This is a genomic window from Nocardia sp. CC201C (assembly GCF_030010695.1).
Classification (GTDB): Bacteria; Actinomycetota; Actinomycetes; order Mycobacteriales; family Mycobacteriaceae; genus Nocardia; species Nocardia otitidiscaviarum.
The window spans coordinates 1-23,430 of sequence record NZ_JASCXP010000066.1 but is presented as its reverse complement, the minus strand read 5'-3'; the positions used below and the strand labels follow the sequence as shown (position 1 = coordinate 23,430).

25 protein-coding genes are annotated in these 23,430 nt (G+C 68.1%); 16 read left to right on the top strand and 9 right to left on the bottom strand.

Features of this window, described 5'->3' with window-relative positions:
• Positions 1-32 precede the first annotated feature (32 nt).
• On the bottom strand, positions 33-1,178 hold the full coding sequence (locus tag QK444_RS10205) for an acyl-CoA dehydrogenase family protein (protein ID WP_282779249.1): 1,146 nt from the start codon (positions 1,176-1,178) through the stop codon (positions 33-35).
• Positions 1,179-1,284: 106 nt separating this feature from the next.
• Entirely contained in the window at positions 1,285-1,983 is a 699-nt protein-coding gene (locus QK444_RS10200) for a TetR/AcrR family transcriptional regulator (protein ID WP_282779248.1), read from the bottom strand.
• Between the two features lie 244 nt (positions 1,984-2,227).
• On the opposite strand from QK444_RS10200, the gene QK444_RS10195 reads away from it, so the two are divergent.
• Entirely contained in the window at positions 2,228-2,443 is a 216-nt protein-coding gene (locus tag QK444_RS10195) for a hypothetical protein (RefSeq protein WP_039813580.1), read from the top strand.
• Positions 2,440-3,972, top strand: a complete 1,533-nt coding sequence (locus QK444_RS10190; protein WP_282779245.1) for a hypothetical protein — start codon at positions 2,440-2,442, stop codon at positions 3,970-3,972. The genes QK444_RS10195 and QK444_RS10190 overlap by 4 nt, the downstream gene beginning before the upstream one ends.
• Positions 3,973-3,975: 3 nt before the next feature.
• On the opposite strand, the gene QK444_RS10185 is transcribed toward QK444_RS10190, so the two are convergent.
• Entirely contained in the window at positions 3,976-4,266 is a 291-nt protein-coding gene (locus QK444_RS10185; protein WP_282779243.1) for an antibiotic biosynthesis monooxygenase family protein, read from the bottom strand.
• Positions 4,267-4,345: 79 nt separating this feature from the next.
• A complete protein-coding gene (locus QK444_RS10180; protein WP_195146756.1) occupies positions 4,346-4,753 on the bottom strand; it encodes a DUF3224 domain-containing protein in 408 nt (135 codons plus the stop codon).
• A 302-nt stretch (positions 4,754-5,055) separates the two neighbouring features.
• On the opposite strand from QK444_RS10180, the gene QK444_RS10175 reads away from it, so the two are divergent.
• From QK444_RS10175 to QK444_RS10165, 3 genes are all read left to right on the top strand, one after another.
• Complete coding sequence (locus QK444_RS10175; RefSeq protein ID WP_282779241.1) at positions 5,056-5,346, top strand: hypothetical protein; 291 nt, start codon at positions 5,056-5,058, stop codon at positions 5,344-5,346.
• A gap of 39 nt (positions 5,347-5,385) precedes the next feature.
• Entirely contained in the window at positions 5,386-6,498 is a 1,113-nt protein-coding gene (locus QK444_RS10170; RefSeq protein WP_282779240.1) for a hypothetical protein, read from the top strand.
• Between the two features lie 425 nt (positions 6,499-6,923).
• On the top strand, positions 6,924-8,381 hold the full coding sequence (locus QK444_RS10165) for an SDR family NAD(P)-dependent oxidoreductase (protein ID WP_282779238.1): 1,458 nt from the start codon (positions 6,924-6,926) through the stop codon (positions 8,379-8,381).
• A gap of 361 nt (positions 8,382-8,742) precedes the next feature.
• On the opposite strand, the gene QK444_RS10160 is transcribed toward QK444_RS10165, so the two are convergent.
• Positions 8,743-9,699 carry a zinc-binding alcohol dehydrogenase family protein gene (locus QK444_RS10160; RefSeq protein WP_282779237.1) on the bottom strand — a complete coding sequence of 319 codons (957 nt, stop codon included), beginning with the start codon at positions 9,697-9,699 and terminating at the stop codon, positions 8,743-8,745.
• Between the two features lie 84 nt (positions 9,700-9,783).
• Here QK444_RS10160 and QK444_RS10155 point away from each other — a divergent pair, with 84 nt between their 5' ends.
• The gene (locus QK444_RS10155; RefSeq protein WP_282779235.1) at positions 9,784-10,449 is read left to right on the top strand and encodes a TetR/AcrR family transcriptional regulator; all 666 of its coding nucleotides are present in this window, start codon (positions 9,784-9,786) and stop codon (positions 10,447-10,449) included.
• On the opposite strand, the gene QK444_RS10150 is transcribed toward QK444_RS10155, so the two are convergent.
• On the bottom strand, positions 10,446-10,688 hold the full coding sequence (locus tag QK444_RS10150; protein ID WP_282779234.1) for a hypothetical protein: 243 nt from the start codon (positions 10,686-10,688) through the stop codon (positions 10,446-10,448). The two genes, QK444_RS10155 and QK444_RS10150, sit on opposite strands and share 4 nt — an antisense overlap.
• Positions 10,689-11,093: 405 nt before the next feature.
• On the opposite strand from QK444_RS10150, the gene QK444_RS10145 reads away from it, so the two are divergent.
• Both QK444_RS10145 and QK444_RS10140 read left to right on the top strand, forming a co-directional pair.
• A complete protein-coding gene (locus QK444_RS10145; RefSeq protein ID WP_282779232.1) occupies positions 11,094-11,282 on the top strand; it encodes a DUF397 domain-containing protein in 189 nt (62 codons plus the stop codon).
• 7 nt (positions 11,283-11,289) lie between these two features.
• On the top strand, positions 11,290-12,234 hold the full coding sequence (locus QK444_RS10140) for a YdcF family protein (RefSeq protein WP_282779230.1): 945 nt from the start codon (positions 11,290-11,292) through the stop codon (positions 12,232-12,234).
• 128 nt (positions 12,235-12,362) lie between these two features.
• On the opposite strand, the gene QK444_RS10135 is transcribed toward QK444_RS10140, so the two are convergent.
• Both QK444_RS10135 and QK444_RS10130 read right to left on the bottom strand, forming a co-directional pair.
• Positions 12,363-13,202, bottom strand: a complete 840-nt coding sequence (locus QK444_RS10135; RefSeq protein WP_282779228.1) for a hypothetical protein — start codon at positions 13,200-13,202, stop codon at positions 12,363-12,365.
• Positions 13,203-13,712: 510 nt separating this feature from the next.
• Positions 13,713-14,471, bottom strand: a complete 759-nt coding sequence (locus tag QK444_RS10130; protein ID WP_282779255.1) for an alpha/beta fold hydrolase — start codon at positions 14,469-14,471, stop codon at positions 13,713-13,715.
• Between the two features lie 99 nt (positions 14,472-14,570).
• Here QK444_RS10130 and QK444_RS10125 point away from each other — a divergent pair, with 99 nt between their 5' ends.
• Both QK444_RS10125 and QK444_RS10120 read left to right on the top strand, forming a co-directional pair.
• Positions 14,571-15,881: a CoA transferase gene (locus QK444_RS10125; protein ID WP_282779253.1), complete on the top strand. Its 1,311-nt coding sequence runs from the start codon at positions 14,571-14,573 to the stop codon at positions 15,879-15,881.
• Between the two features lie 294 nt (positions 15,882-16,175).
• The gene (locus tag QK444_RS10120; RefSeq protein ID WP_282779226.1) at positions 16,176-17,720 is read left to right on the top strand and encodes an MFS transporter; all 1,545 of its coding nucleotides are present in this window, start codon (positions 16,176-16,178) and stop codon (positions 17,718-17,720) included.
• 4 nt (positions 17,721-17,724) lie between these two features.
• Here the strand turns inward: QK444_RS10120 and QK444_RS10115 are convergent, their stop codons facing one another.
• The gene (locus QK444_RS10115; RefSeq protein ID WP_282779224.1) at positions 17,725-18,054 is read right to left on the bottom strand and encodes a hypothetical protein; all 330 of its coding nucleotides are present in this window, start codon (positions 18,052-18,054) and stop codon (positions 17,725-17,727) included.
• Between QK444_RS10115 and QK444_RS10110 the strand changes: the two genes are divergently transcribed.
• The 6 genes from QK444_RS10110 (at position 18,053) to QK444_RS10085 (ending at position 23,012) form a co-directional block, all read left to right on the top strand.
• Entirely contained in the window at positions 18,053-18,646 is a 594-nt protein-coding gene (locus tag QK444_RS10110) for a hypothetical protein (protein WP_282779222.1), read from the top strand. The two genes, QK444_RS10115 and QK444_RS10110, sit on opposite strands and share 2 nt — an antisense overlap.
• A gap of 16 nt (positions 18,647-18,662) precedes the next feature.
• Positions 18,663-19,718 carry a nucleoside hydrolase gene (locus QK444_RS10105; protein ID WP_282779250.1) on the top strand — a complete coding sequence of 352 codons (1,056 nt, stop codon included), beginning with the start codon at positions 18,663-18,665 and terminating at the stop codon, positions 19,716-19,718.
• Positions 19,715-20,590 (top strand): amidohydrolase family protein, encoded by an 876-nt coding sequence (locus tag QK444_RS10100; protein WP_282779221.1) that lies wholly within the window; start codon positions 19,715-19,717, stop codon positions 20,588-20,590. Before QK444_RS10105 ends, QK444_RS10100 begins: the two co-directional genes overlap by 4 nt.
• A 105-nt stretch (positions 20,591-20,695) precedes the next feature.
• Entirely contained in the window at positions 20,696-21,403 is a 708-nt protein-coding gene (locus tag QK444_RS10095) for an SRPBCC family protein (protein ID WP_282779220.1), read from the top strand.
• On the top strand, positions 21,400-22,395 hold the full coding sequence (locus QK444_RS10090) for a hypothetical protein (protein ID WP_282779218.1): 996 nt from the start codon (positions 21,400-21,402) through the stop codon (positions 22,393-22,395). The genes QK444_RS10095 and QK444_RS10090 overlap by 4 nt, the downstream gene beginning before the upstream one ends.
• A 143-nt stretch (positions 22,396-22,538) precedes the next feature.
• Positions 22,539-23,012, top strand: coding sequence for a pyridoxamine 5'-phosphate oxidase family protein (locus QK444_RS10085; RefSeq protein WP_282779217.1), 474 nt, complete (start codon positions 22,539-22,541; stop codon positions 23,010-23,012).
• The last annotated feature ends 418 nt before the right edge of the window (positions 23,013-23,430 follow it).

The window sequence follows — 23,430 nt, the reverse complement described above, 5'->3', positions numbered from 1 at the left end:
TGTCGCTGCCGGGCGTGGGCCGCGACTCGGTGTCAGAGTGAGCGGGCAATGAGATCCTTCATCACCTCATTGGCGCCCGCCAGGATCCGCAGCACTCGGGCGCCGGTGTAGAGCTGGGAGATCGGGTATTCGGTCATGTATCCGTAGCCGCCGAACAGTTGCAGACAGCGGTCTACCACGATACCCAGTTGGTCGGTCAGCCAGTACTTCGACATGGCAGCGGTGGGAATATCGAGTTCCCCCGCCACGTGTTTGACCAGACAGTCGTCCAGGAAGACCCGGCTCACGGTGGCGATGGTCGCGCATTCGGCGAGCTCGAATCGGGTGTTCTGCATGGCGAACAGCGGTTTGCCGAACGCTTCCCGGCCCTTGGTGTAGTCGACGGTCAGTTCCACCGCCTTCTCCATCATCGCCACCGCCATGATGGCGGTGACCAGCCGCTCCTGCGCCAGCATCTGCATCATCTGGTAGAAGCCCTGGCCCTCGGCCGAACCCAGCAGATTCGAGGCGGGCACCCGCAGGCCGTCGAAGAACAGCTCCGCGGTGTCCTGGCCCTTGCCGCCGATCTTGGACAGGATGCGGCCGCGCGTGAATCCGGGTGTCTCGTCGTTCACCTCGGCGAAGATGAGCGAGACGCCGGCCGCGCCCTGGGTGGGGTCGGTCTTGGCGGCGATGATGATGCCGTCGCACAGCCAGCCGTTGGAGATGAAGATCTTCGACCCGGTGATGACGTACTCGTCACCCTCGCGCACCGCGCGGGTCTTGATGTTCTGCAGATCCGATCCGGTGCCCGGTTCGGTCATGCCGATGGACAGCACCATCTCGCCGCTGGCAGCCTTGGGCAGTACCCGCCGCTTGAGCTCCTCGGTGCCGAATTCGTGCACGTAGGGCGCGATGATGGAGGAGTGCACCGGCATGCCCATGGCGCCGTCGCCGCAATGGCACTGCGCTTCGATGATGGCCGCCTCGTGCGCGAAGGTGCCGCCACCGCCGCCGTACTCGGCGGGGATGGCCGCGCACAGCAGCCCCAGTTCGCCGGCGCGCCGGTACAACTCGCGATCGGGATGTCCCTGCTCGACGAATTTCTCCTCGTGCGGGATCACTTCCTTCTCGAAGAAGGTGGTCGCCAGTCCTCGTACCGCCTCGACTTCGTCGTCGCTCCATGCGGGCCGTGCCATCGTCGCGTTCCTCTGCTCTCGCGCGCCGCCTGTCCGGCGCGTCGAGACAAGAGTGCAGGGTTATTGGCGAAGTGTCAACAACCCGGGATTGCCACGCGTGGCGACCTCACGACTCCCCACCGCGCGACTGGTTCACCTCCGCCAGCGTGGCGAAGATCGGCACGTCCGGATCGGCGCGAATACCCTGCCGTCGCAGGAAACCGTCGATCAGATCCCACACCAGTTGTGTTGTGCGCTCGATGAATTCGGTCGTGTCCTCGGCGGACGGGGTAGCGGAGTCGGCCAGCCACAGATCGCTGACCGACACCACGACGCCGATCAGCGCCCGGGACAGATACTCGATACCGGTGGTGTCCAGCGGGATCGCCTCGGCGACCGTGATCGCCATCTTGGTGAGCTTGCGCGCGGCGTTGCGGCCCAGATCCACCTGGAGCACCGCACCGTCGGCCTGCTGCAGCATGGGGGCCTGGCCGAGATAGCGGAACACATTGGGGTGCTCCAGGATTCCGTTGGCGTATTCGGTGAACACCCGCCGCAGCGCCGCCCGCGGCGGTTGCAGCACGAGGGTCATATCGGTGCCCGCCGAGGCGAACGCCAGCCGCGTGGTGCGGTCGGCGATCTCGGCGTACAGATCGGCCTTGTCCGCGAACTGGCGGTACAGCCGCGGCTTGGTGATCCGGGCCTCGCGGGCGATGTCGTCCATGCTGGGGCGGGGGCCGTCACGATCGATCACACGGATCGCGGCGTCCACGATCTCGTCACGGGTGATCGAGCGCGGGGCCGATCCGGAACTGGTGCGCGCCACGGTGAGAACTGTACACGTACCACCGGTACGGCCGTGGGTCACGGCCACCGCCCCCGTTTTGCCCGCTCGTAACCGGGCATACCCGTGACAGAGGCCACACCCTGGGTGTCGCAGACGGGATTGATTTCGCCGCGACCGTACTGCCAGTATCGATAGGCGTACCGGCGGTACGGTCCGGGGCGCGAGGGGTCGCACCCGGCCCCAACGCCGGAACGCTCCGCGACACCGAACCGGAAAGAACCCGATGTCCGACGCAGCACGCCAACTCGGCGACACCCTCCGAGCACCGCTCCCCGCCGCCTTCGAACGGCTCACCGACAGCGAACTCACCGAACTCGACCGGCTCCTCCACGACGCCCTGCGCCGCCACGCCGCCAACCTCGACGCCGCCATCGACACCTCCCTCGACTACGTGCCGCGCCTCATGCGCCCCGCCGTCAAGAAAGCACTCGGACTGTGAGCCACCACCTCGTCGCCGTCGCCGAAACCACCAAACTCGCCCGCGTCCTCGGCCTCACCGACCCCACCGAACTCGACTTCCTCGTCGACCTGCCGCCCGACGCCCTCCGCGAGTTCCGCGAACGCGTCACCGACCTGCTCTTCGACCGCGACGCCAAACGCCTGCACCGCGTCGCCGCCGCCAGCACCCTCGTCCCCGCCACCATCAGCGGCAGAATCGCCGAACGCGCCTTCGGACCCGTCCTGTGCGCCGCCACCGCCTCCACCGTCGACCCGCGCCGCGCCGTCGACATCGCCAAAACGCTGCCGCCGCGCTTCCTCGCCGAATGCGCCGTCCAACTCGACCCGCGCCGCACCGGCGACATCATCGCCGCCGTACCACCCGCCATGGTCGCCACCGTCGCCCGCGAACTCCTCGCCCGCGGCGACCACATCACCATGGGACGGTTCGTGCACGTCGTCCCCGAACCCGCGCTGCGCGCCGCCGCGCCCATCATGAGCGACACCGACCTGCTGCGCATCGCCTTCCTGCTCGAGGACAAAACCGCCATCGACGAGGTGCTGCACGTGGTCGCCGACCGCGTCCCCGGGGTCATCCGCGCCGCCGCCGAACAGGACATGTGGGCCGAAGGCATCGACCTGCTCGACTCCATCGCACCCCAGCACCGCGCCTGGATCGGCGATATCGCCGCCGGACTCGGCGGCGACGTCCTCGACGCCCTCATCACCGCCGTCCACCGACTCGACGCCTGGGCGACCCTGCTGCCCATCACCAGCGCGATGAGCCACGACAGTCTGCGCCTGTTCGCCGAACGCGACGCCGTCCACGACCAAGCCGTACTCACCGCCATCATGGACACCGCACTCGACCACGGACACTGGCGCAACCTGCTCCCCCTCGCACCACACCTGCCCGCGCCGCAACTCGCCTTCATCGCCGCCCGCGTCGCCGCCGAATCCGACGAACGGCTCACCGAACTCATCCGCGACGCCGACGCCGCCGGACTCTGGTACGCCATGATCCCCCTCGCCCTCGCCATGACCGACGAACACCGCCGCCGCATGGCCGCCCTCCCGGTGATGCACGAACCCGACCTGTTGCGTGCCGTCATCACCGGCACCGCCGAACACGAACTCTGGTCACAGGCACTGCCACTGGTCGACGCGCTCCCCGACCACGCCACCCCCGCCCTCGCCGCCTGCATCGGCGAGCTCACCCGCGACCAGATGCTCGCCGGGCTGCTCGCCGCCGCCCGCGGCGACAACATCCATACCCTCGTCGACATCGCCCTCGCCCAGGACCAGGACGGCCGCGCCCGCGTACTCGACATCATCGACGGCATGGACGACCTCGAGGACTTTCTCGCCGCCCTCACCCCCGACACCCCGAACGTGGTGTGGGACGCCCTCGTTCAGGTCCGCGACGAAATCCCCGCCACCCTGCTGCGTCTGCTCGCCGAACGCGCCCGCGAACTCGGCCAGCACCACACCGCCGCGGCCCTCGACATCGTCCCCGCCACCCCCGACTGACCGCTACCCCGACAACACACGCACATCGGCGACGTCGTACTCCGCCACCGCCGCCGACAGCATGGCCGCCCCCGGCTCGAACTCGGGACCGCTACGCCGGAACGCCTCCACCGCCTCCCGCGACTCCCACCGCTCGAACACATTCACCCGGCCGGGGTCGGTCAGATCGGCGCAGATCGCGAAATCCAGGCACCCCGCCGCCGCCCGCGCCTGCTCGACCACCGACACGCACGCATCCAGATACGCATCCCGATCCCGCGCCTCGACGGTGATGTGGCCAGCCACGATAACCATGGGTCACTCCTTCTCCAGAGGTTTCGCAATAGCGACGACATGGACCCGCCGAACTCATCGCCCCCACGGCCGCGGGCCGTCAGCCCACCTCGTAGTCGAACCAGATCCGATGCGTTCCGTCCGCGTCCACGGCGAGACCGCCACCCCCGCTGATGCCCGCCAACTCACCCGTGCCGCTGCCCGGCACGATCGTGAAGAACTCCCCGCTCCGATCCGCTCCGGTAGTCGACGCCGAATGCAGGAAATTGAACGTCCCCACCCGCCCGTTCACACTGCCCTCGAAAGACTCCATCGCCACATACGTGCCCACCCCGGACTCCTCATCGAACGCCGACGTGAACAATGTCGCCGCCCGCCCCTCGACCTCACCATCGAACACCTTCTCCATCCGCGCGACACCCACCCCCAACGCCGTCCGAATCGCCGGATCGGGAACCACATCGGTAGGGGTGAATGACTTGACCTCGAAAGTTCCAGTAGCTCGCATGATCAGATCCTCACACGCGCCGCGCTCGCACCTCTTGTAAGAACGCGACACCGATGACGACACGCCCTGCAGTCGGTGAGCTTGCCGACCAGTAGCGAGCCACCGCCGGATAATCGTGCGGTGTCGTATTACGGCATCCCCGGATACCGGCCACGCTGGCTTGGCCGTAAGTACGAATTCCGAGACCGGCCATCCGCGAATCCCGGCGTCACTCGGGGTCGATCCGTGGTGGGTGTATCCACGAATTTCAACGTCACCCGCGTCGGCGTGTCCGGTCGGCGGGCGTGTCAGAACGGTAGCGTGTGAAGGTCTTCCACGGGGATCCTGACGTTCTGAACAACGGTGATGAACCGATTCAAGTCGGCCCGCAGGCCAGCAAGCGCGTAGCTGCCCGCGCCGCCGAAGGCGTGGAAGGACTGCGCGGCAACCAGTGGCTGCCAGTTAGCCAGTTGCCGCTCAGGGCACTGCCATGCGTGGTCTGCCCCAACGTTGTTTGTGGGCAACGAAACTGGCACAGGCTTTCCGCTGCCGATGTCATCGTCGGCAAGCGCTCTTCCCATCACATGGAACAGGTACCTGAGTATCCGTCATAGGCTCGGGCATAACGCGAAGAGGACCGATGAGGAGACTGCGTGTCAATGGGTGTCCCGGAGTGGCAATCTATCGTCGACTCTCCTTCGGAAGCACTCCGCGAGGCTGCGGACAGGCTCACGGAGAGCGGGATCGTCGGAGTCTCGGCGGCATACTCCACCACATTCGGCATCGTCACCGGCGACTTCGTCCTGACCGCGAGTGGATACGCGACCGGAACGATCAAGGACGACTACGGCTTCGACCAAGCGGAATTTCTCGCGTCGCCGACCATCAGCGCTGTGCGTGGCGACGTGGACTGGTGGGCGCGGCGAGCGTCCCGTCAGATCAGTCAGCTCGCGGACCGGTGGATTCGTCTCGACCGAGACATCGACTGGACCAACCCAAAACGAAGCGGAGCGTTCGCGGTCGACATCGTCGAAACATTCAGTCCCAATGCCCTCGCCGACGCCATTCGGGCTATCGCGCCCCTGGCTTCCGTCGATACCTCGGAGTCCGACGACTACGACATCTTCGGCCAAATAGCTGTTACGGCGGGCAAATGGACCGTCCAACTGCACGGGAGTGCGCCACACGATGTGTTGGGGATCTGGATGCCAGTCGCCGACGGCATCGTCGACCGATCCGCAGCCCAACACCTCGCCGCCGATCCGCAATCCGACGATGACGACACACCCCTGTGGGACGAAGCGGGAAGGCCACTGGGAATCAACGTCTCGATAACGACCCGCTCCGGCCACGCTGGCGCGCTTCAGATCCGAGCTGACCGCGTGCTCGCAGACGACACCCGACTCGCTACCGAGGCCACCGCCCAAGTCGGCCTCACCGAACACGCGAGCCGCGTCGGCAACTTGCTCCTGGAAACGGCGACAGCACTCGGCGACCCTGACAATCCAGGACAGGCGCTCAATCACGTTCTTGCCGGTCTCGACGATCTGACACCAGTGATCGTGACAAAGCCACCGGATGTCAGTGTCGGAATTGATGTTTCACCAGTTCTCACGCCTGCCATATTTCTGGTCAATGTACTCACCGCCCGCGTCGCCTATCTCGAAAATACGTCCCGGGACGCGGTGATCTCGACCCTTCGCGATCAACTCGAGGCCGCCGCCCGACTGGCACCCCCACCCAACGGCTCAGCCTCCGCGGTGTAGACCCCGCTCGCGCGATGACGTCACGCGCGAAACCCGCCGGTTCCTGCGCCACTGCCACCGCCAATCCGACATCGTGCCCGGTCCTTCCGTGTCGCACACGCCGTGGGTGTGGTCACGGGTCGCGCCTTCCGAGTTCAGGGCCTGGCTCGCGGGCATCGGAGGTGATCTCGTCATTCGCGGATAAACAGGTGTTCAGGGCACGATTTCCAATGGCTGCTGCGGTGCGGGTGTGGCAGCGGTGCCTCCAGTGTTGTTGAGGGCGGTGCGAGTGAGCCGGTAGGACTGGGTGCCGGTCTCGATCTTCCAGTACAGCCCGGTCCATGGGCTGTACCGGTCCGGCCCACCACCGTGGCCGGCCCCCAGTTCTGCTCTGCGATAATGGGCCGTCAACCCGACCCCCGCACGAAGGAACACCCAGCCTCCCGATGGCCGCGCACACCACCCCGGACAACGCCGACACCACGGCCATCGACCCCGACGAACTGGCGATCTGCCTGCGGGTGCTCGAACGGGCGGGGCAGCTCGAGAAGGACCATCCCGACTCCATCGCCGTGCAGCGGGCCGTCGGGCACATGTTCAAGAAGCTCAAGCAGCGGCGGCGCATCGAAGCCCGCGAGGCCGTGGCCAATGCCGACCGTGAGGTCATGGCCGCGACCGCCACGGCGTCGCCGAATCGGATCGACGACGAGACCGCCGGTATACCCATCAGCTCCAACGCGCCCGGAGCCTCCGCCGGCACCCTGCTCAAACCGCGGCCCTGCTACATCTGCAAGCAGCGCTACACCCGCGTGGACGCCTTCTACCACCAGCTCTGCCCCGACTGCGCCGTCAAGAGCCACGCCAAACGTGACGCGCGCACCGACCTCACCGGCAAACGCGCCCTGCTGACCGGCGGCCGTGCCAAGATCGGCATGTACATCGCGCTGCGGCTGCTGCGCGACGGGGCGCACACCACCATCACCACGCGATTTCCCAATGACGCCATCCGCCGCTTCAGCGCCCAGCCCGACAGCGCCGACTGGCTGCACCGGCTGCGCATCGTCGGCATCGACCTGCGCGACCCCGCGCAGGTCGTCGCGCTCGCCGACGATGTGGCGGCGCAGGGTCCGCTCGACATCATCATCAACAACGCCGCCCAGACCGTGCGGCGGTCCGCCGGTTCCTACAGCGCGCTCGTCGAAGCCGAGAACGGGCCGCTGCCCGCAGGACAGCTGCCCGAGAAGATCACCTTCGGCAAGACCATGCAGGCGCATCCGACGGCGCTCACCGCGTCGCTGACGCCCGATCTCACCGCCGCGGATATCACCGAACTCGCACTCGTCGCGGGTTCGGCCACCCCGGAACGCATTTCGCGCGGCGTCGCCATCGACGCCGGGGGGCTGGTGCCCGATCTCGCCCACACCAACAGCTGGGTGCAGACCGTGGCGGAGGTCGACGCCACCGAACTGCTCGAGGTGCAGCTGTGCAACTCGGTCGCCCCGTTCATTCTCATCTCGCGCTTGCGCCCGGCCCTGGCCGCCTCCCCCGCGCGCCGCAAGTACGTCGTGAACGTCTCCGCCATGGAGGGCGTCTTCCACCGGGGATACAAGGGTCCGGGGCACCCGCACACCAATATGGCCAAGGCCGCGCTCAATATGCTCACCCGCACCAGCGCCCGCGAGATGTTCGAGGCCGACCGCATCCTCATGACCGCCGTGGACACCGGCTGGATCACCGACGAGCGGCCGCACTACACGAAGATCCGACTGGCCGAGGAAGGATTCCACGCTCCCCTCGACCTGGTCGACGGCGCGGCGCGCGTCTACGACCCGATCGTCCAGGGTGAGGCGGGCACCGACCTCTTCGGTGTGTTCCTCAAGGACTACGAACCCTCCAACTGGTAGCAGCCCTTCCCCTCTTGGCTTCTTTCTGGGTCCGGAGGGTTTCGTCGGTTGTCTCGTCTGGTGAGGATCTTTCATAGTTAGATGCGCATATTGCCGTATAAATATCGCCTGCTGCACACCCTGTCCGTGAGCCACCTGACCGGTCGGCCGAGTTTCGCAATACTCCCTGCCGATCCGACGAGGTCAATCCAGGGTTCGCGGGGCTCCCCTCCCCTTACTGCGCCGCGCCGCGAGACGGCCGACTCGTTGTTGCGGCATGACGCAGTAGGGATGGAGCTAGCGGGCACCGCTCCCCCTCACCGTCGGATATGACGCGCTATTTTCCATTCATGGAGACGCATATCCGCATGTTGGTATGGCACTACAGCATGATGACGGTCCGCTCGCCGGGTGCGTCGTCGTGGACCCATGCCTTTTCGACCTCCGCCAGCGGGACCGGGCGCGGGCGCACGAGCAGACCACCGGCGGCGATCGCTTCGGCGACCTCGCACAGCACCTGATGCAAGGCTTCGTGAGAGACCGCGCCGAAGCCGCTGCCGAGGATGCGGAATGCGTTGGAGCGCAATGCATGGCCCGACAGGGTGATCTCCGGGCCGCCCATGCCGCCGATCTGCACCCAGTCCAACAGCCGGGTGTGCTGGGTGCGGGCGTCGAGCACCGCCCGCATGGCGAGCTGGGTCGGCGGTCCCCACAGATAGTCCAGGACCACATCGACCTCGGCCGCTGCCGCGGCGAGCGCTGCCGCGGTTCGATCCTCGTCGGCGGTGAGCGCGACGACTTCGTCGGCGTGGGCCTGCAATTCCTCCAGGCGGGCACGATTGCGCCCGGCCGCCACCACCCTGTCCGCGCCGAGATGGCGCGCGACCTGCACCGCCATCGATCCGACATTGCCCGTGGCCCCGAGCACCAGGACCGACTTGCCGGGCTCGAAGGACACCCGCGTGCGCAGCGCGCCCCACGACGACATGGCCGGATTCATCGTCGCGGCGACGACCGCGGGGTCCGCGTCGGCGGGCACGGGGATCGCGGTGGTCGGGTCGATGAGCAGCCGCTGCGCGAGGCTGCCCGCGCCCATCGGCATCACATAGGCCAGGCTCCCGTCCGCCCGGCGTACCACGGCGTCGGCGCCGGCGAGGGCCGGCAATGTGGTCGGACTGGTGTAGTGCTTGCCCGCGGCAATGCCTTTCGTGGCCGGGTGCAGGCCGACCGCGAGGACGTTCACGACCTCGCGCCCGGACTCGGGCCGCGGCTCGGGAATCGACCGATAGCGCGGTGGTTCATCGAACGATTCCACGAGTGCGGCATTGATCGTCGACATGAGTGCTCCCCCTCTCGAAGCAGCTTTAGATACGGATTAGTTTCTTATGATCACTACGATAAGACCGCAGGATAAGATACTCAAGTGGATCTAAAGGCGAGTAGTGTCACAGCGGACGACAGCCGCGCCGGGAATCCCGCGCCGAGCGGCCGGGAGGGCGCCACGCGTCGGCGCGGAGCCCGCCTGGAAGAAGCCATTCTCGCGGCCGCCTGGTCGGTGCTGACCGACAGCGGTTACGCCGGATTCACCTATGATGCTGTCGCGACCCGGGCGGGCACCAGTAAACCGGTGCTCTACCGACGCTGGCCGCAACGCGAGGAGCTACTGCTGGCCACCCTCGCCGCGCACTGGCCGCGTATCGAGATACCCGATACCGGAAGCCTGCGTTCGGATGCGATCGATTTCCTGCGAGCCGTCAACTCCGACCGCGCGCGCACGATCGTGTTGATGAACGCGCTCCTGGCGGACTACTTCCTGGCCACCGGAACCAACTTCGGCGAACTGCGCGCCGCCCTGCGTCCCGACCAGCAGCCGCCGTTCGAGCGCATCCTCGCGCGCGCCGTCGAGCGTGGCGACCTCCCCGATAGACACTGGCCGCCACGCATCGTGAACCTGCCGTTCGACCTGCTCCGCCACGACCTGCTGATGACGCTCCAGCCGGTGCCCGACACTGCGATCACCGAGATCGTGGACCGGGTGTGGCTCCCGCTGCTGCACAGCCCGCCGATCGGCGACAAGTGCATTCGCTAGTCGGCGGACAGCGCGGTTGCGGCGAAGCGGCCGACCGGGTCGGGCTCCGTGGACAGGGCGTCGTCGAGTAGGGCCGTGAACTCGGCGACTTCGGCTCCGAAAGCCGCGATCAAGGCGCGGAACGCGCGGGCCTTGTGGTCGCAGTCGGCGAAACGGCCGGTCTGATGCGCCTGGAGGGTGTGACGGGCGAGCTGGTACTCGCCCCATGCGGGGCAGGGCGCACGGTCGGGCTCGCTCACAGCCGTCACCTGACCCCGAAGCCTCGGTCGCCGAACGCGATCCGCGCCGGGAGGCGATGCCGAGCCCGCCCCGCGCGATGCAGTCCGTGCGTCGCCAAGCGGGGAACCTCTACCGCCCCCTTCGCCTCTGACGTACGGGAGCACGAAAGGGGGCCGCTCCCGGCCCTCTCGGAGATCGTCGCGAATGCCCCACATCGCCCAAATGAATACGGCGATGCCCACCAGCATCAGCCCCACAGTCCATACGTTCCAAGACATTCGGCCCACTCCCCTACCTGTGCACTGCGCTCGCTTCCTGCCGCCGATCGACTTGTATCGAACCGCGATCGCAGACCTCGACGCTGTAGCGTTGGACGAGAACGGCACCCGAGACATGGTGTCGCGCGTGGCAAAGGAGTTCGCGGAGTGAGCAATCCGCCGGTCAGCAAGTGGTTCAAATCCACCCGCAGCGAAACCTCGAAGCAATGCGTCGAGATCAAGTTCGAGGACGGCGGGGTTGCGGTGCGCGATTCGAAGAATCCCGGCGGACCCGTGCTGAACTTCGACGGAGTGGCGTGGGACCGGTTCGTGGACAGCGGGATTCGGGAGCGCTGACAAGGGGATGACCGAGCCGGGCGGCCGAGCGGCGGCTGCTGCCGCGCGTGAGATCGCCGAGCGGACGGCGCGAGCGCTGGCGTCCGGCGCATCGGGTATCAGCAGATCCTCGCATGAACTGGGGGGTGGGAGCCGGGAGACTGCCGGGGTACTGGTTCACGCCGACCACCGCAGCGCTATTCCCGTCGATTCCTCCGGTCGTGCTCTGATTCGCGATGATCAGGTCATCGGGGGGCGCAACGACGACGTGCACACGGCGTGGTGGGAGGAACTGCGGGCTCGGGGCGTCGACACCGACCGGACGGTGTCGGATCTGAGAACCGTGTGGGACTACCTCCGGCACGACCCCAAGTGGGCGTTCGACCCCGAGCGGAATTACGGCGGCATCATCTTCTTCGGCAGCCGTGACATCGGCGGGTCGTCGGTGATCGCGAACCTGGTCCGCGACCGTGGCCTCGGCGATGTGCCAGTCGTCTTCTCCGGATATCGGGGCGAGGCAGCCAAGTTCCGGCTGGCGGCGGAAAAGCTGAACCTCAACCCGAACCAGATCATCGAGGAACCACTCGCTCAGAACACCGGCCAGAACGCGGTCTACTCGGTCCGGATGCTCGAGCAGCACGGCCGCGACGTCAGTTCGGTGATCGGAGTGTGCACTCCCTTTCACGCCCGACGCGTGTGGGGCACGCTCATGAAACAGTGTCCGGACGTCGAGCACGTCGCCATACCCGCCGCCGACGTCTCCCTCGAGAACTACATGAAATACGGCAACCGCCCCGACGCCACCACGGCCCCGCACCCGAAGTCGATCGTCGCCATCACCATGGGCGAGATCAAACGCCTCGACGAGTACCCCGATGAAGGCCACATCGTCCGAGAACACATCCCCGACAACGTGCGCAACGCCTATGACAGACTGAGCGAGACCTTCCGCCCCGCTGAACGCAGGTTCTGACACGTCGGACGATCGGTGATCCGTTCATCAGCCGTAGGCGACGCCGCGTCCGTTCGATCAAGTTTCGGAGTGGGAGGATCAGCCAGCTGCTGGGATACGACGTAGTTGTTGGATTTGCTCGAGGCGGCTCAGCGCTCCGCTGATGGCGCTTTCGTCGAGGTCGAGATCTTCGAGTGCGGCACGGACGTGTTCGGGTCGCACTGCGTCGACGCGCGGAGCACGCTCTCGTCGAGGGGGTCCACACTGCCCTGGTGGAGCGTGACGAAGTCGGAGTTCAGGATGAATTCCCGTCCTCCGCGCGCGGGGTCGGGGGTTTCGGGCAGCGAATAGCCATGATCGAAGGCCACGAGGTCGCCGTTGAGATCCGGCCGGTAATTGGCTCGGTGTCCGTCGGAGTTCCCGATGACCCAGTGCAGAACAGCGACTTGCTGTTGCTGGATGGGGTCGTATTCATCCCATCGCTTTCCGCGGTCGAGCTCGACGAACTGTTGCACCGATCCGGGGCCGTTCGGGCCGTCGATCAGGGCGGTCGGGGGTACTCTTCCGAACCCGAACAGTTGATCGATACGGTAGGCGGCGACTTCACGCCGGGCCAGTTGGCCCTGCTCGTGGGTGATCCAGTTTCGCTTCCCAAAGGATTCGCCGGTGAAAGGTTTGTAGACGTTGAGGGTTCCGGCATCGTCGGACGGCAGGATGCGCACCGTGTTCGAGGTGAACACCAGGTCTTCGTCCTGTGAGTCCTGGTCTCGCAGTTGCCGCCGCCGCATCTCCAACTCACCGGCAGGCGGCGTATAGACCCCACCGCGGCCACCCGCCGCCGTCGATCCACGCGTAGCGACTGCGGTGTTCTGCTCGTTCAGAATCTGGCCGATTGTTCGGTCCGTGCCCGACAACGTGCCCGTAGAGGAATCCAGCTGAGTCCGTGTACCACGGTAATATCCGACCAGGCCGCCTTCGAGCTGCTTCAACGCACTCAGCAGCCGACCATAGACATGCTCCCACGACTCACCTAACGGGCTGGGCATCGAGGATTACCGAACCGGACGGTCCTCGCGGTGGCCCGGGGGGTCCGATTCCCTGGGCGACGCAGCATGGCTCTCATCGACCAACCGGCAGTAGCCCATCCGCATCGGTTGCAGCAGCGCTCGCATGAAGGCAGGACCGGCAGTCGGCATCACGTTCGGTCCCTCCTGGACCTCGACACCTTCGTCGTACCACTGCTGAGCCTGCGGGCAGCCTAGATCATCGGTCAAGGTCAACACCACCGTGTCATCGGTGGTCAACCGAAACTGGGCCACCCGTTGCGGTCTACCCGCGACGTATTCGTACACACCGAGCTGTGTCGGCGTCGCCGAGCCAGCCATACCGAACCTCCCTTCGCTCCCCATACGATCTTTCCATGGGGGACGGCAACCAAGCTTCTCAGCACGGAGGCCCGCCCGTCCGTTCGATCCGAATCCACGGCGGCGGAGCGACACTCATGTCAGGCGGCTGGTGACGAATTCGGCCAGGGGGCGGAGGTTATCGGGGAGGTCGAGGTAGAAGTGGCGGCCGGGGAAGGTTGCCGCGGCGAAGTCGGCGGTGGTGTAGGTGGCCCACTCGTGTGCTTGGGTGACCGTGGTGGTGGGGTCGTCGGTGCTGACCAGGGCGCTGATCGGGGTGCGCAGCGGGGTGGTGGGTTGGTGGCGGTAGGTTTCGACGGCCTGGTAGTCGGCGCGGACGGCGGGGAGGACCAGGTCGGCCAGGGAGGGTTCGGTGCGGAGGATGGCGACCGAGGTGGGGTCGTTGGCGAGGCGTTCCAGGTCGGCGATGAGGGCGGAGTCGGGGGCCAGGTGGAGGCGGGCCGATTCCTCGTGGGCGGGGGCCGGGCGGCCGGAGACGAACAGGTGGGCCAGGTCGCGACCGGCCGCTTCCAGGGCGCGGGCGGTCTCGTAGGCGACGGTCGCGCCCATGCTGTGCCCGAACAGGGCCAGGCGGACGGTGGCTGGCCAGCGCAACAGGTCGGCGGCGGACTGTTGGGCGAGGGTGGTCAGGGAGGTGACGACGGGGTCGCTCAGGCGGTCCTGCCTGCCCGGATACTGCACCGCGTAGACGGCTGTGCCGCTGCCGAATTCCTGTGCCAGGGCACGATAGGCGGTGGCCGCTCCCCCACCCGGCGGAAAGCAGACGAGCACTGTAGTCGCCTCGGCGTCGGGCCGTAGCTGTCGTAGCCAAGCGGTACCGGTGAGATTCGCCACCAACGAGGTTCTCCTTCGCGCAGTACTGTCGAACGGGTGGATACGTGTGCAGCGCTGGTCCGCGACTACGAGGCCGGGATAGGCGTCACCGCGTCGAGTATGCCCGCCCCACCCGATCCGGAGTCCAATCTGGCTGCCACCCTGCCCGTCTGGTCGCTGGCGGGCGGTGCGGTGGCGGCCTTCGCGGCGGCGACCGACCGGCGGCGTGAAGCCACCGGGTTCGCCGCCCTGCCGCAGCGGCTCGAACCGGCCCGGGTGGCGGCGTCGTTCTCGAGCGAGAAACTGCTCCGGATCGACGGCGCGGGCGTCGACCAGTTCGCGGAACTGTCCGGCTTCTTCGAGGCCGCGGACGGGTGGGTGCGCACGCACGCCAACTATCCGCATCACCGTGCGCGCCTGCTGACCATGCTGGACCTGCCCGCCGATGCCGACCGTCCCACCGTCGCCGCGCGCATCGCCGCACTGCCCGCCGCCGAGATCGAGTCGCGGGCCGACGAATTCGCGGCCATCGCGGTGCGGGTGCGCACCGAACACGAGTGGGCGGACAGCCCGCAGGGCAAGGCCGCGGCGGACGGTCCGCTGGTGGCCGTCGACGTACGCGCCGACAGCGGTGAGTTCGACACCGTCGGCGCGGCCACGCAGATGCTGCCGCTGCGCGGGGTGCGGGTCCTGGATCTGACCCGGGTGATCGCCGGACCGGTGAGCACCCGGTCGCTGGCACTGCTGGGCGCGGACGTGCTGCGGGTGGACCCTCCGCTGCTGCCGGAGATCGGATGGCAGTATCTCGACCTCTGCCAGGGCAAGCGCTCCACCCTGCTGGATCTGCGTACAGACCGCGCCGTCTTCGACGAATTGCTGTCCACCGCCGATGTTCTCGTCACCGGCTACCGGCCCGGCGCGCTGGAGGCCGCCGGGGTGGATGCGGCGGGTACCCGGCCGGGCATCGTGCACGCGCGGGTCAGTGCGTGGGGTGAGTCGGGTCCGTGGGGTGCGCGGCGCGGTTTCGACAGCATCGTGCAGGCCGCCTCGGGTATCTCGCTCATCGAAGGCGCGCAGGCGAATCCCGGCGGCGTGCCGGTCGGCGCGCTGCCCGCGCAGGCGTTGGATCACGCCACCGGGTATCTACTCGCCGCCGGGGTCGTGGACGCGCTCACCGCCCGGGATCGCGACGGCATCGGACGCGATGTGCGGGTCACGCTGGCGCGCACGGCGTCCTGGCTGCTCGCCGCATCCGGCCGCAACCCAGAGCACGGCCCGGCGACACCACCGAGCGCGGCGTACACGGCCGTCCACGACACGCTGACGACGGCGGTCCCGGCGCTCGCGGACTACCCGGACTACTCCTGGCCCGCCCGCCCGTACGGCGGTGACGCTCCCGACTGGCAGCCGCGCCCCGACGACGGGGTCTGATCCTCGGCTTACGCTGCGCTATCACCCGATCGCGTGCTCCGCAGGCGGCCCGGGCCATCCGTCACGCACCGGCACGGCAGCAGACCGGTCGCCCGGTCTTGTTCTGCCGCCCGGCTTTTCACGCCTGCCGGAGCGTTGCCCGATCAAGATCGTGCAAGTGCACCTGTTCGTACATCGCAGAAAATCTGAATTCCCTTTCCCCACCAGGCATTTGTGGCGTTAATAAGTGAGATGCTGAAACCGACATCGTGAGTACCGACAGCTGCGCCGGCACGCGTATGGAGGAACGTCATCGTGGACACGCCCGGGCCCTTGCTCACCGCTGCGGAAACCAGCACCGGCAAGGGAGGTGGGCGTGAGTGGGCCGGACTGGCGGTGCTCGCGCTCGCCTGTCTGGTGTACTCCATGGACCTCACCGTCCTGCACCTGGCGGTTCCCCAGATCAGCGCCGAATTGCGGCCCACCAGTACGCAATTGCTCTGGATCATCGACGTCTACGGCTTCTTCGTGGCCGGGCTGCTGCTCACCATGGGCACCATCGGCGACCGAGTGGGGCGGCGGCGACTACTCATGGTCGGCGCCGCGGCCTTCGCCGCGGTGTCGATCATCGCCGCCTTCGCCCCCACCGCGCCGGTGCTCATCGCCTGCCGTGCCCTGCTCGGCGTCGCCGGGGCCACCCTCGCACCGTCCACACTGTCGTTGATATTCACCATGTTTCGCGATCCCGCCCAGCGGTCGGTGGCCATCGGGGTCTGGGTGGGGTCCTATTCGGTGGGCGGCGCGATCGGCCCGCTGGCGGGTGGACTCGTACTCGAGCAATTCTGGTGGGGCGCGGTGTTCCTGCTGGCGGTGCCCGTCATGGTGCTGCTGATCGTGCTCGCGCCGCGCATCCTGCCGGAATTCCGCGATCCCGATGCGGGCAAGCTGGATTTGATCAGCGCCGTATTGTGCACGGGCGCGGTGCTGCTGGTCGTCTTCGGTATGAAACAGGCCGCCCAGGACGGTCCGGGCCCGCAGGCCGTCATGCCGCTGCTGGCCGGACTCGGCGTCGGCCTCATCTTCGTGCGCCGCCAACTCTCCTCCCCCGAACCCATGTTGAACCTGCGCCTGTTCCGGTTGGGGAGCTTCCGCACCGCCCTCACCATCAACCTGCTCGCCATCTTCGTGGCCTTCGGGTACTTCCTGTTCGTGGCGCAGTATTTGCAGCTGGTGCTGGAGATGTCACCGCTGCGGGCCGGATTGGCCACCATTCCGGCCGGACTCGGATTCATGATCGGATCACAGTTGGGTCCCCGGATCGGGCGGGTGGTGCGTCCGGCGTACATGATCGGCGGCGGCATGGCGATGGCGGCGCTGGGTCTGCTCCTGCTCACCCAGATCAGCGTCACCGGCGGTGTGGTGCTCACCATCATCGCCTCGCTGCTCGTATCGTTCGGGCTGGCACCCGTATTCGGCATCACCACCGAACTGATCGTCGGCACGGCGCCGCAGGAGCAGGCCGGCGCGGCCTCCGGACTCGCCGAGACGGGCGCGGAATTCGGTGGGGCGCTCGGCATCTCGATACTCGGCAGTGTCAGTATCGCCCTCTATCGAACCCAGCTGGCCGACACCCTGCCCTATGGATTGCGTGAGCCCGATATCGCCACCGCGCGGGACACCCTCGGGGCCGCCATACACCTGGCCAATGCCCTGCCCGGCAACCTGGGGGCCACGGTCGCCGACGCCGCCAAGCACGCCTTCCTGACCGGTATGCACGTCACCGCCGCCATCGCGGCGGGCGCGGCCCTGGTGCTGTCGGCGCTGGCGCTCTCCCGGCTACGGCACATCCCGCCCGGCTGAAGCGCTAGCTCCGTCCCAGAACGGCCGCGACGCGGACGAATTCACCGCTGTCGCAGACGGCGGCCGTCGGCGCGACCAGCGATAGCAGCGCCAGTCCCTGGAACTGGACGAAATAGAACCGGGCGACCGCGCGCGCCGCGGCCGCGTCGAGGTCGGGGGCCTGCTCACGCAGCGTGGCGGCGAGTTCGTCCCAGGCGTTCCCGACGGCCTCGGACATGACCCGCTGCTGGTCGGGATCGCGAGCGACGCGCACGCCGTTCTCGAGACTCAGCGGCAGGATCTCACGACTGCGCCGCACCACACCGTCGGGTATCGAGCCGGGGTGGATGACCATGCACGCGGTGCCGAAGGCGTCGGTGGGGCTGCGCCCCGATGCCGATCCCTCGACCTGCAAGGCCATCGTCACGCTGCGCACCGATGCCGATCCCGCGCTGCGGCGGGACAAGAACATCCAGCGGCGGCTGATTCGCGACATGCTGTCCGGGGCGGGCTGGCTCGCGCCGACCGTCGTGGCGGGCATGGCCGACGCCTCGGACTTCTACTTCGACGAACTCGCCCGGGTGGATATGCCGAGCCTGACGTCCGGACGGATCGCGCTGCTGGGCGATGCCGGCTTCTGCGGATCGCCCCTGACCGGGATGGGGACCGCCATGGCGCTGGTCGGGCCCTACATCCTGGCCGGGGAGATCGCGCGCACGCCCGCCGACCCGATGGCCGCGCTGGCCCGCTACGACGCGGCCGTGACGCCGTTCCTCGACAGGGCCAAGCAGCTGCCGGGCGGCGGCATCGCCATGATGCTGCCCCGCAGCGAGATCGGGCTGAAGGCGGCGCAGACCATGGGCAAGCTCATGACCACCCGGATCATGCGACCTGTCATGACGCGCATGCTGAGCGGCACGGAGGACTGTGTGCTGCCCTCGTATTGAGCGGCGTTAGTCTCGACTGGTGCGGCAGAAGATCATCATGGACGTCGACACCGGTATCGACGACTCGCTTGCCCTGCTCTATCTGCTCGCCTCGCCCGAGGCGGAGATCGTCGGGATCGCCGCCACCGCGGGCAATGTGGGTGTCGAGCAGGTGGCGGCCAACAACCTGGCCTGGCTCGAGCTGTGCCGGGCGCCGGAGATCGAGGTGGCGCTGGGTGCCGCGGAGCCGCTGGCGATTCCCCTGCGCACCACCGAGGACACCCACGGCCCGCACGGCGTCGGCTACGCCGAACTGCCGGTGTCGGCGCGGGAGCTGTCGCCGCGCTCGGCGGCGCGCATGTGGGTGGAGTTGGTACGCGAACATCCCGGGGAGATCGTCGGGCTCTGCACGGGGCCGCTCACCAATCTCGCGCTCGCCCTGCGGCTGGAGCCGGAGCTGCCCCGCCTGCTGCGCCGGTTGGTGATCATGGGCGGCGCGTTCAACCATCCCGGTAACACGACGCCCACCAACGAATGGAATGTGCACGTCGACCCGGAGGCCGCCAAGGAGGTGTTCGACGCCTTCGCCGCGGCACCGGCGGATCGGCGGCCGCTGGTGTGCGCGCTCGACATCACCGAGACCATCGAGATGCGGCCCAAACACCTGGTGCTGCTGGCGGAGCGGGCGGGCAGCACGCCGGTGGAGACGGTGACCGAGAGCGACCCCCCGCACGCCCGGTCGGCGGCGAGCAACCCGATCATCCGGTACTTCACCGACGCGGTGCGGTTCTACTTCGACTTCCACCGCATGCACGACCAGGGGTACCTGGCGCATATGCACGATCCGTTCGCGGCGGCTGTGGCGCTGGACCCACAGCTGGCCGTGACCCGGCCCGCCGCCGTGGATGTCGAACTGGTCGGCACCCTCACCCGTGCCACGACGGTCGCCGACTGGGCGGGCATGTGGGGCCGGGAACCCAATGCCGACATCGTGGTCGGCACCGATCCCGAACTGTTCTTCGACCGGCTGGTCACCCGCGTCGGCGATCACGCCCGCACGCTCTATCCGCCGACCGGACAGGAGAACCGGTGACCGACCCCGACTACCCCGCCGAACTCCGTACCCGCCTGGGCCTTTCGCATCTCGTCGACATCCACACGCATTTCATGCCCGATCAGGTCATGCGCAAGGTGTGGGCGTACTTCGACTCGGCGGGGCCGCTCACCCGCCGCGAATGGCCGATCGTCTACCGGGACGAGGAGCAGGTGCGGCTGAAGACCCTGCGCGGCTTCGGTGTTCGCGCCTTCACCTCGCTGGTCTACGCGCACCGTCCCGATATGGCGGCCTGGCTCAACGAATGGACCGCCGACTTCGCCGCCCGCACCCACGACTGCCTGCACACCGCCACCTTCTACCCCGAACACGGGGTGGACAGCTATGTCGAGGCCGCCGTCGACGCCGGAGCCCGCATCTTCAAGATCCACCTCCAGGTCGGCGACTTCCATCCCTGCGATCCGCTGCTCACCCCGGTCTGGGGGCTGCTCCAGGATGCCGCCGTCCCGGTGCTCGTGCACTGCGGATCCAGTCCCGCCCCGGGCGCTTTCACCGGCCCCGAACCCATGGCCGAACTGCTGCGCCGGTTTCCCCGCCTGACTCTGATCATCGCGCACCTGGGCTCCCCCGAATACGTCGAATTCCTGGACCTGGCACAGCGGTACGACAACGTCCTGCTGGACACCACCATGAACTTCACCGACTTCTTCGAGGCCGACAGCCCCTTTCCCGGCGATGCCCTCCCCCGCCTGCGCGACGTCTCGCACCGCATTCTGTTCGGCAGCGACTTTCCCAATATTCCCTACCCCTACGCTCACGCGCTGCACGCCCTCGACCGTCTGAACCTCGGCGACGACTGGCTGCGGGCGGTCTGTCACGACAATGCCGCCCGCCTGTTCGGCCTGCCCTGATACCAGCGCCCGGATACCAACGGCCCGCCACGGGGGTCCGTTCGACTCTGGTACGGGGATGCCCGGAGCCGGACGATCGGGGGACCGAGTGGGAGGAGAAGGATCATGAAGGCTATGACGGCGGCGGGCATCGCCGCGGCGACGGCCGCGGCCGCGCTGGCGGCCGGGTCGCGGGTACCCGTGGTGCGCGACGCGGTGCTGCACTGGGGAGCCACCGCCGCGGAGGTGGCGGGCGCCATGCCGGGCGACGAGTTGGCCCCGCGGGCGGATGTGGTGGCCACCAGGGCGATTCGGATCGCCGCGCCACCGGCAGCGGTCTGGCCCTGGCTGGTGCAGATGGGCCCCGGCCGGGGTGGGGCGTACACCTACGACTGGATCGAGAACCTGCTCGGGCTGGATATGCACAGCGCGGACCGGATTCTGCCGGAGTTCCAGGAGATCTCCGTCGGCGAGGTGATCGCCCTGGGGCTGTCGGGGCCGCGGATGCGTGTGGAGGTAGTCGATATCGAGCGGACCCTGGTCTTCGCCGCGAAGGATCGATCGTGGGTGTGGGCCTTCGCCCTTATCCCCGACGGCGCGGGTACCCGGCTGGTCAGTCGCAACCGCATCTCGCGTCCGGGGTCCACCGCACTCGGACGGTTCGCGTATCGGCTGGTCATGGAGCCGGGCAGTCTGGTCATGGAGCGGAAGATGTTCCTGGGGATCAAGGAGCGCGCCGAACGGCTGGCCATCGCGGAAGGGACCAACGGCTCTGCCGACGGTGCGCAAAGGCGGTATGCGGGGGCGAACGCGGGGCGAACACTCGATGTATGACCGCTATGGAGCTTCCTCCCGTACTGCCGGATCACCGGACGATCACCGAGGCGATGCGGCTGGCTTCCCGCGCGCCCTCGGTGCACAACACGCAACCGTGGCGCTGGGTGTTCGACGGCGCGCGGCTGCACCTGCACAGCGACTCGGATCGGCTGCTCCACTGGGCTGATCCGCGCGGACGGCAGTTGGTGATCAGCTGCGGGGCCATGCTGCACCATGTGCGTACCATCTTCGGCGCGTACGGCTGGCACACCGATACCGTCCGCCTGCCCGCACTCGAGCGCCCGGACCATCTGGCGGAGATCCGATTCCGGCCGTGGGCGGACCCGCCTGCCGGACTGCGCGCCCGTGCTCGGGTCATCGACCGGCGGCGGACCGACCGGCTGCCGATGGCGGCGCCGCGCGGCTGGGATGTGGTGCTGCCGCGGCTGCGCATGCTGGTCTCTCCCCACTATCTCGAACTCGACGAGATCGGCGAGGGGATGCGGGACCGGCTCGCGGCGGCCTCGGAGCAGGCGGCCGCACTGCGCCGTCACGATCTCGGGTACGCATCGGAATTGAACTGGTGGGCGGGGCATTCCGGTCCGGACGGCATTCCGCCGGCGGCGCTGCTGTCGCAGGCGGAGGCGGGGCGGGTGCGCGTCGGGCGGGCCTTTCCCGCCGGGTCCCCCGGGCTGCGCCGCGCCGAGGTCGAGGACCGCGCCCGCCTGGTGGTGCTCAGCTCCCCCGGCGATACGCTGGAACACTGGCTGCGCACCGGGGAGGCGCTGTCGGCGGTGCTGTTGGAATGCACCGCCGCCGGGCTGGGGACCTGCCCTCTCACCCATCTCACCGAATTGCCGTCCGGCCGTTCCCTGTTGAGCGGGCTGAGTCCGCGGCCGGGACAGCCGCAGCTGGTGATCCGCATCGGCACCGCGCCCGAGGACGAACCGGAGGTGGCGCCCACCCCACGACGACCGCTCGCGGACTTCTTCACCACCGTGCGTGACTGAGGCCACGTGGCCGACCGGTCGGTCGTGTATTGGAGCGGCAACGCGATCGTGGCGGCGAACGGGTTTGCCGCAGCCTCCCGGGGGAACTCCGCCCTCAGCGAAGCGGACCAAGCATCCGGTGCGGGAAGGCGGATCGCCCGACAATGAGCAGCCCCGAGGCCGCATCCAACCCCCGATCGTCCGACAGCCGACAGGGCGCGCCCATCGCGGCGGACGCCGCACCCCTCACCGCGCGCCCCCTGTCGGAGGCCGCCTGCCTGCGACTGCTCGCCGAGGTCAGCTTCGGGCGAATCGTGTACTCCCGCTACGCCTTACCCGCCATCCGCCCCGTCGACCACATCATCGCCGACGGTGCGATCATCACCACCACCGACGCCACAACCGTCCCGCCGTACCGGCAGGTCGTCGCCTACGAGGCCGACACCCTCGACCGGCACACCCAGTGCGGCTGGTGCGTCATCATCACCGGCACCGCGGAACCGGTCACGGACCCCACCGACCTCGCCCGCTACCGCGCGGCCCTGCGGCCCCGCCTCGCCGGCGGACGAGAACACCTCCTCCGCATCCGGCCCGAGGTCGTCACCGGCATCGAGTACCTCGGCCCGGCCCGGCAGTGATCTGCGGAATCACCTGTCCCGCCGCGGGACCGTCTGGCTCCCATACCCTTCCGGCCACGCCCGATCGCGTTCCTGCTGCGAGGAGCTGGGCTGGACCGGCTACGCCACCGATCCCCTGCTGCGACGCGTGGGCATCGCCGGTACCGGATAGACCCTCGGCGCGGTCTGGGCCGTCCGGCATCTGATACCGCTGTTCCAGGTCGGTCATGCGCGGCCGTGGCTCCTGGGTCGGATCGTCACCACCATCGTCGTGCGGATGATCATCGTCGCGCTCTACGCGATGTCCGGCAGCGTGGTGGTGGCCATCCTGCTGCACGCCGCTGTCACCGTGACCCAGGCGTACAGCCCCGGTGTCGACGAGGCGGCCGGTCCCGGGGCCCCCCCCGGGCAGGGCCGAGCCGGGGGGGCCACCCACACC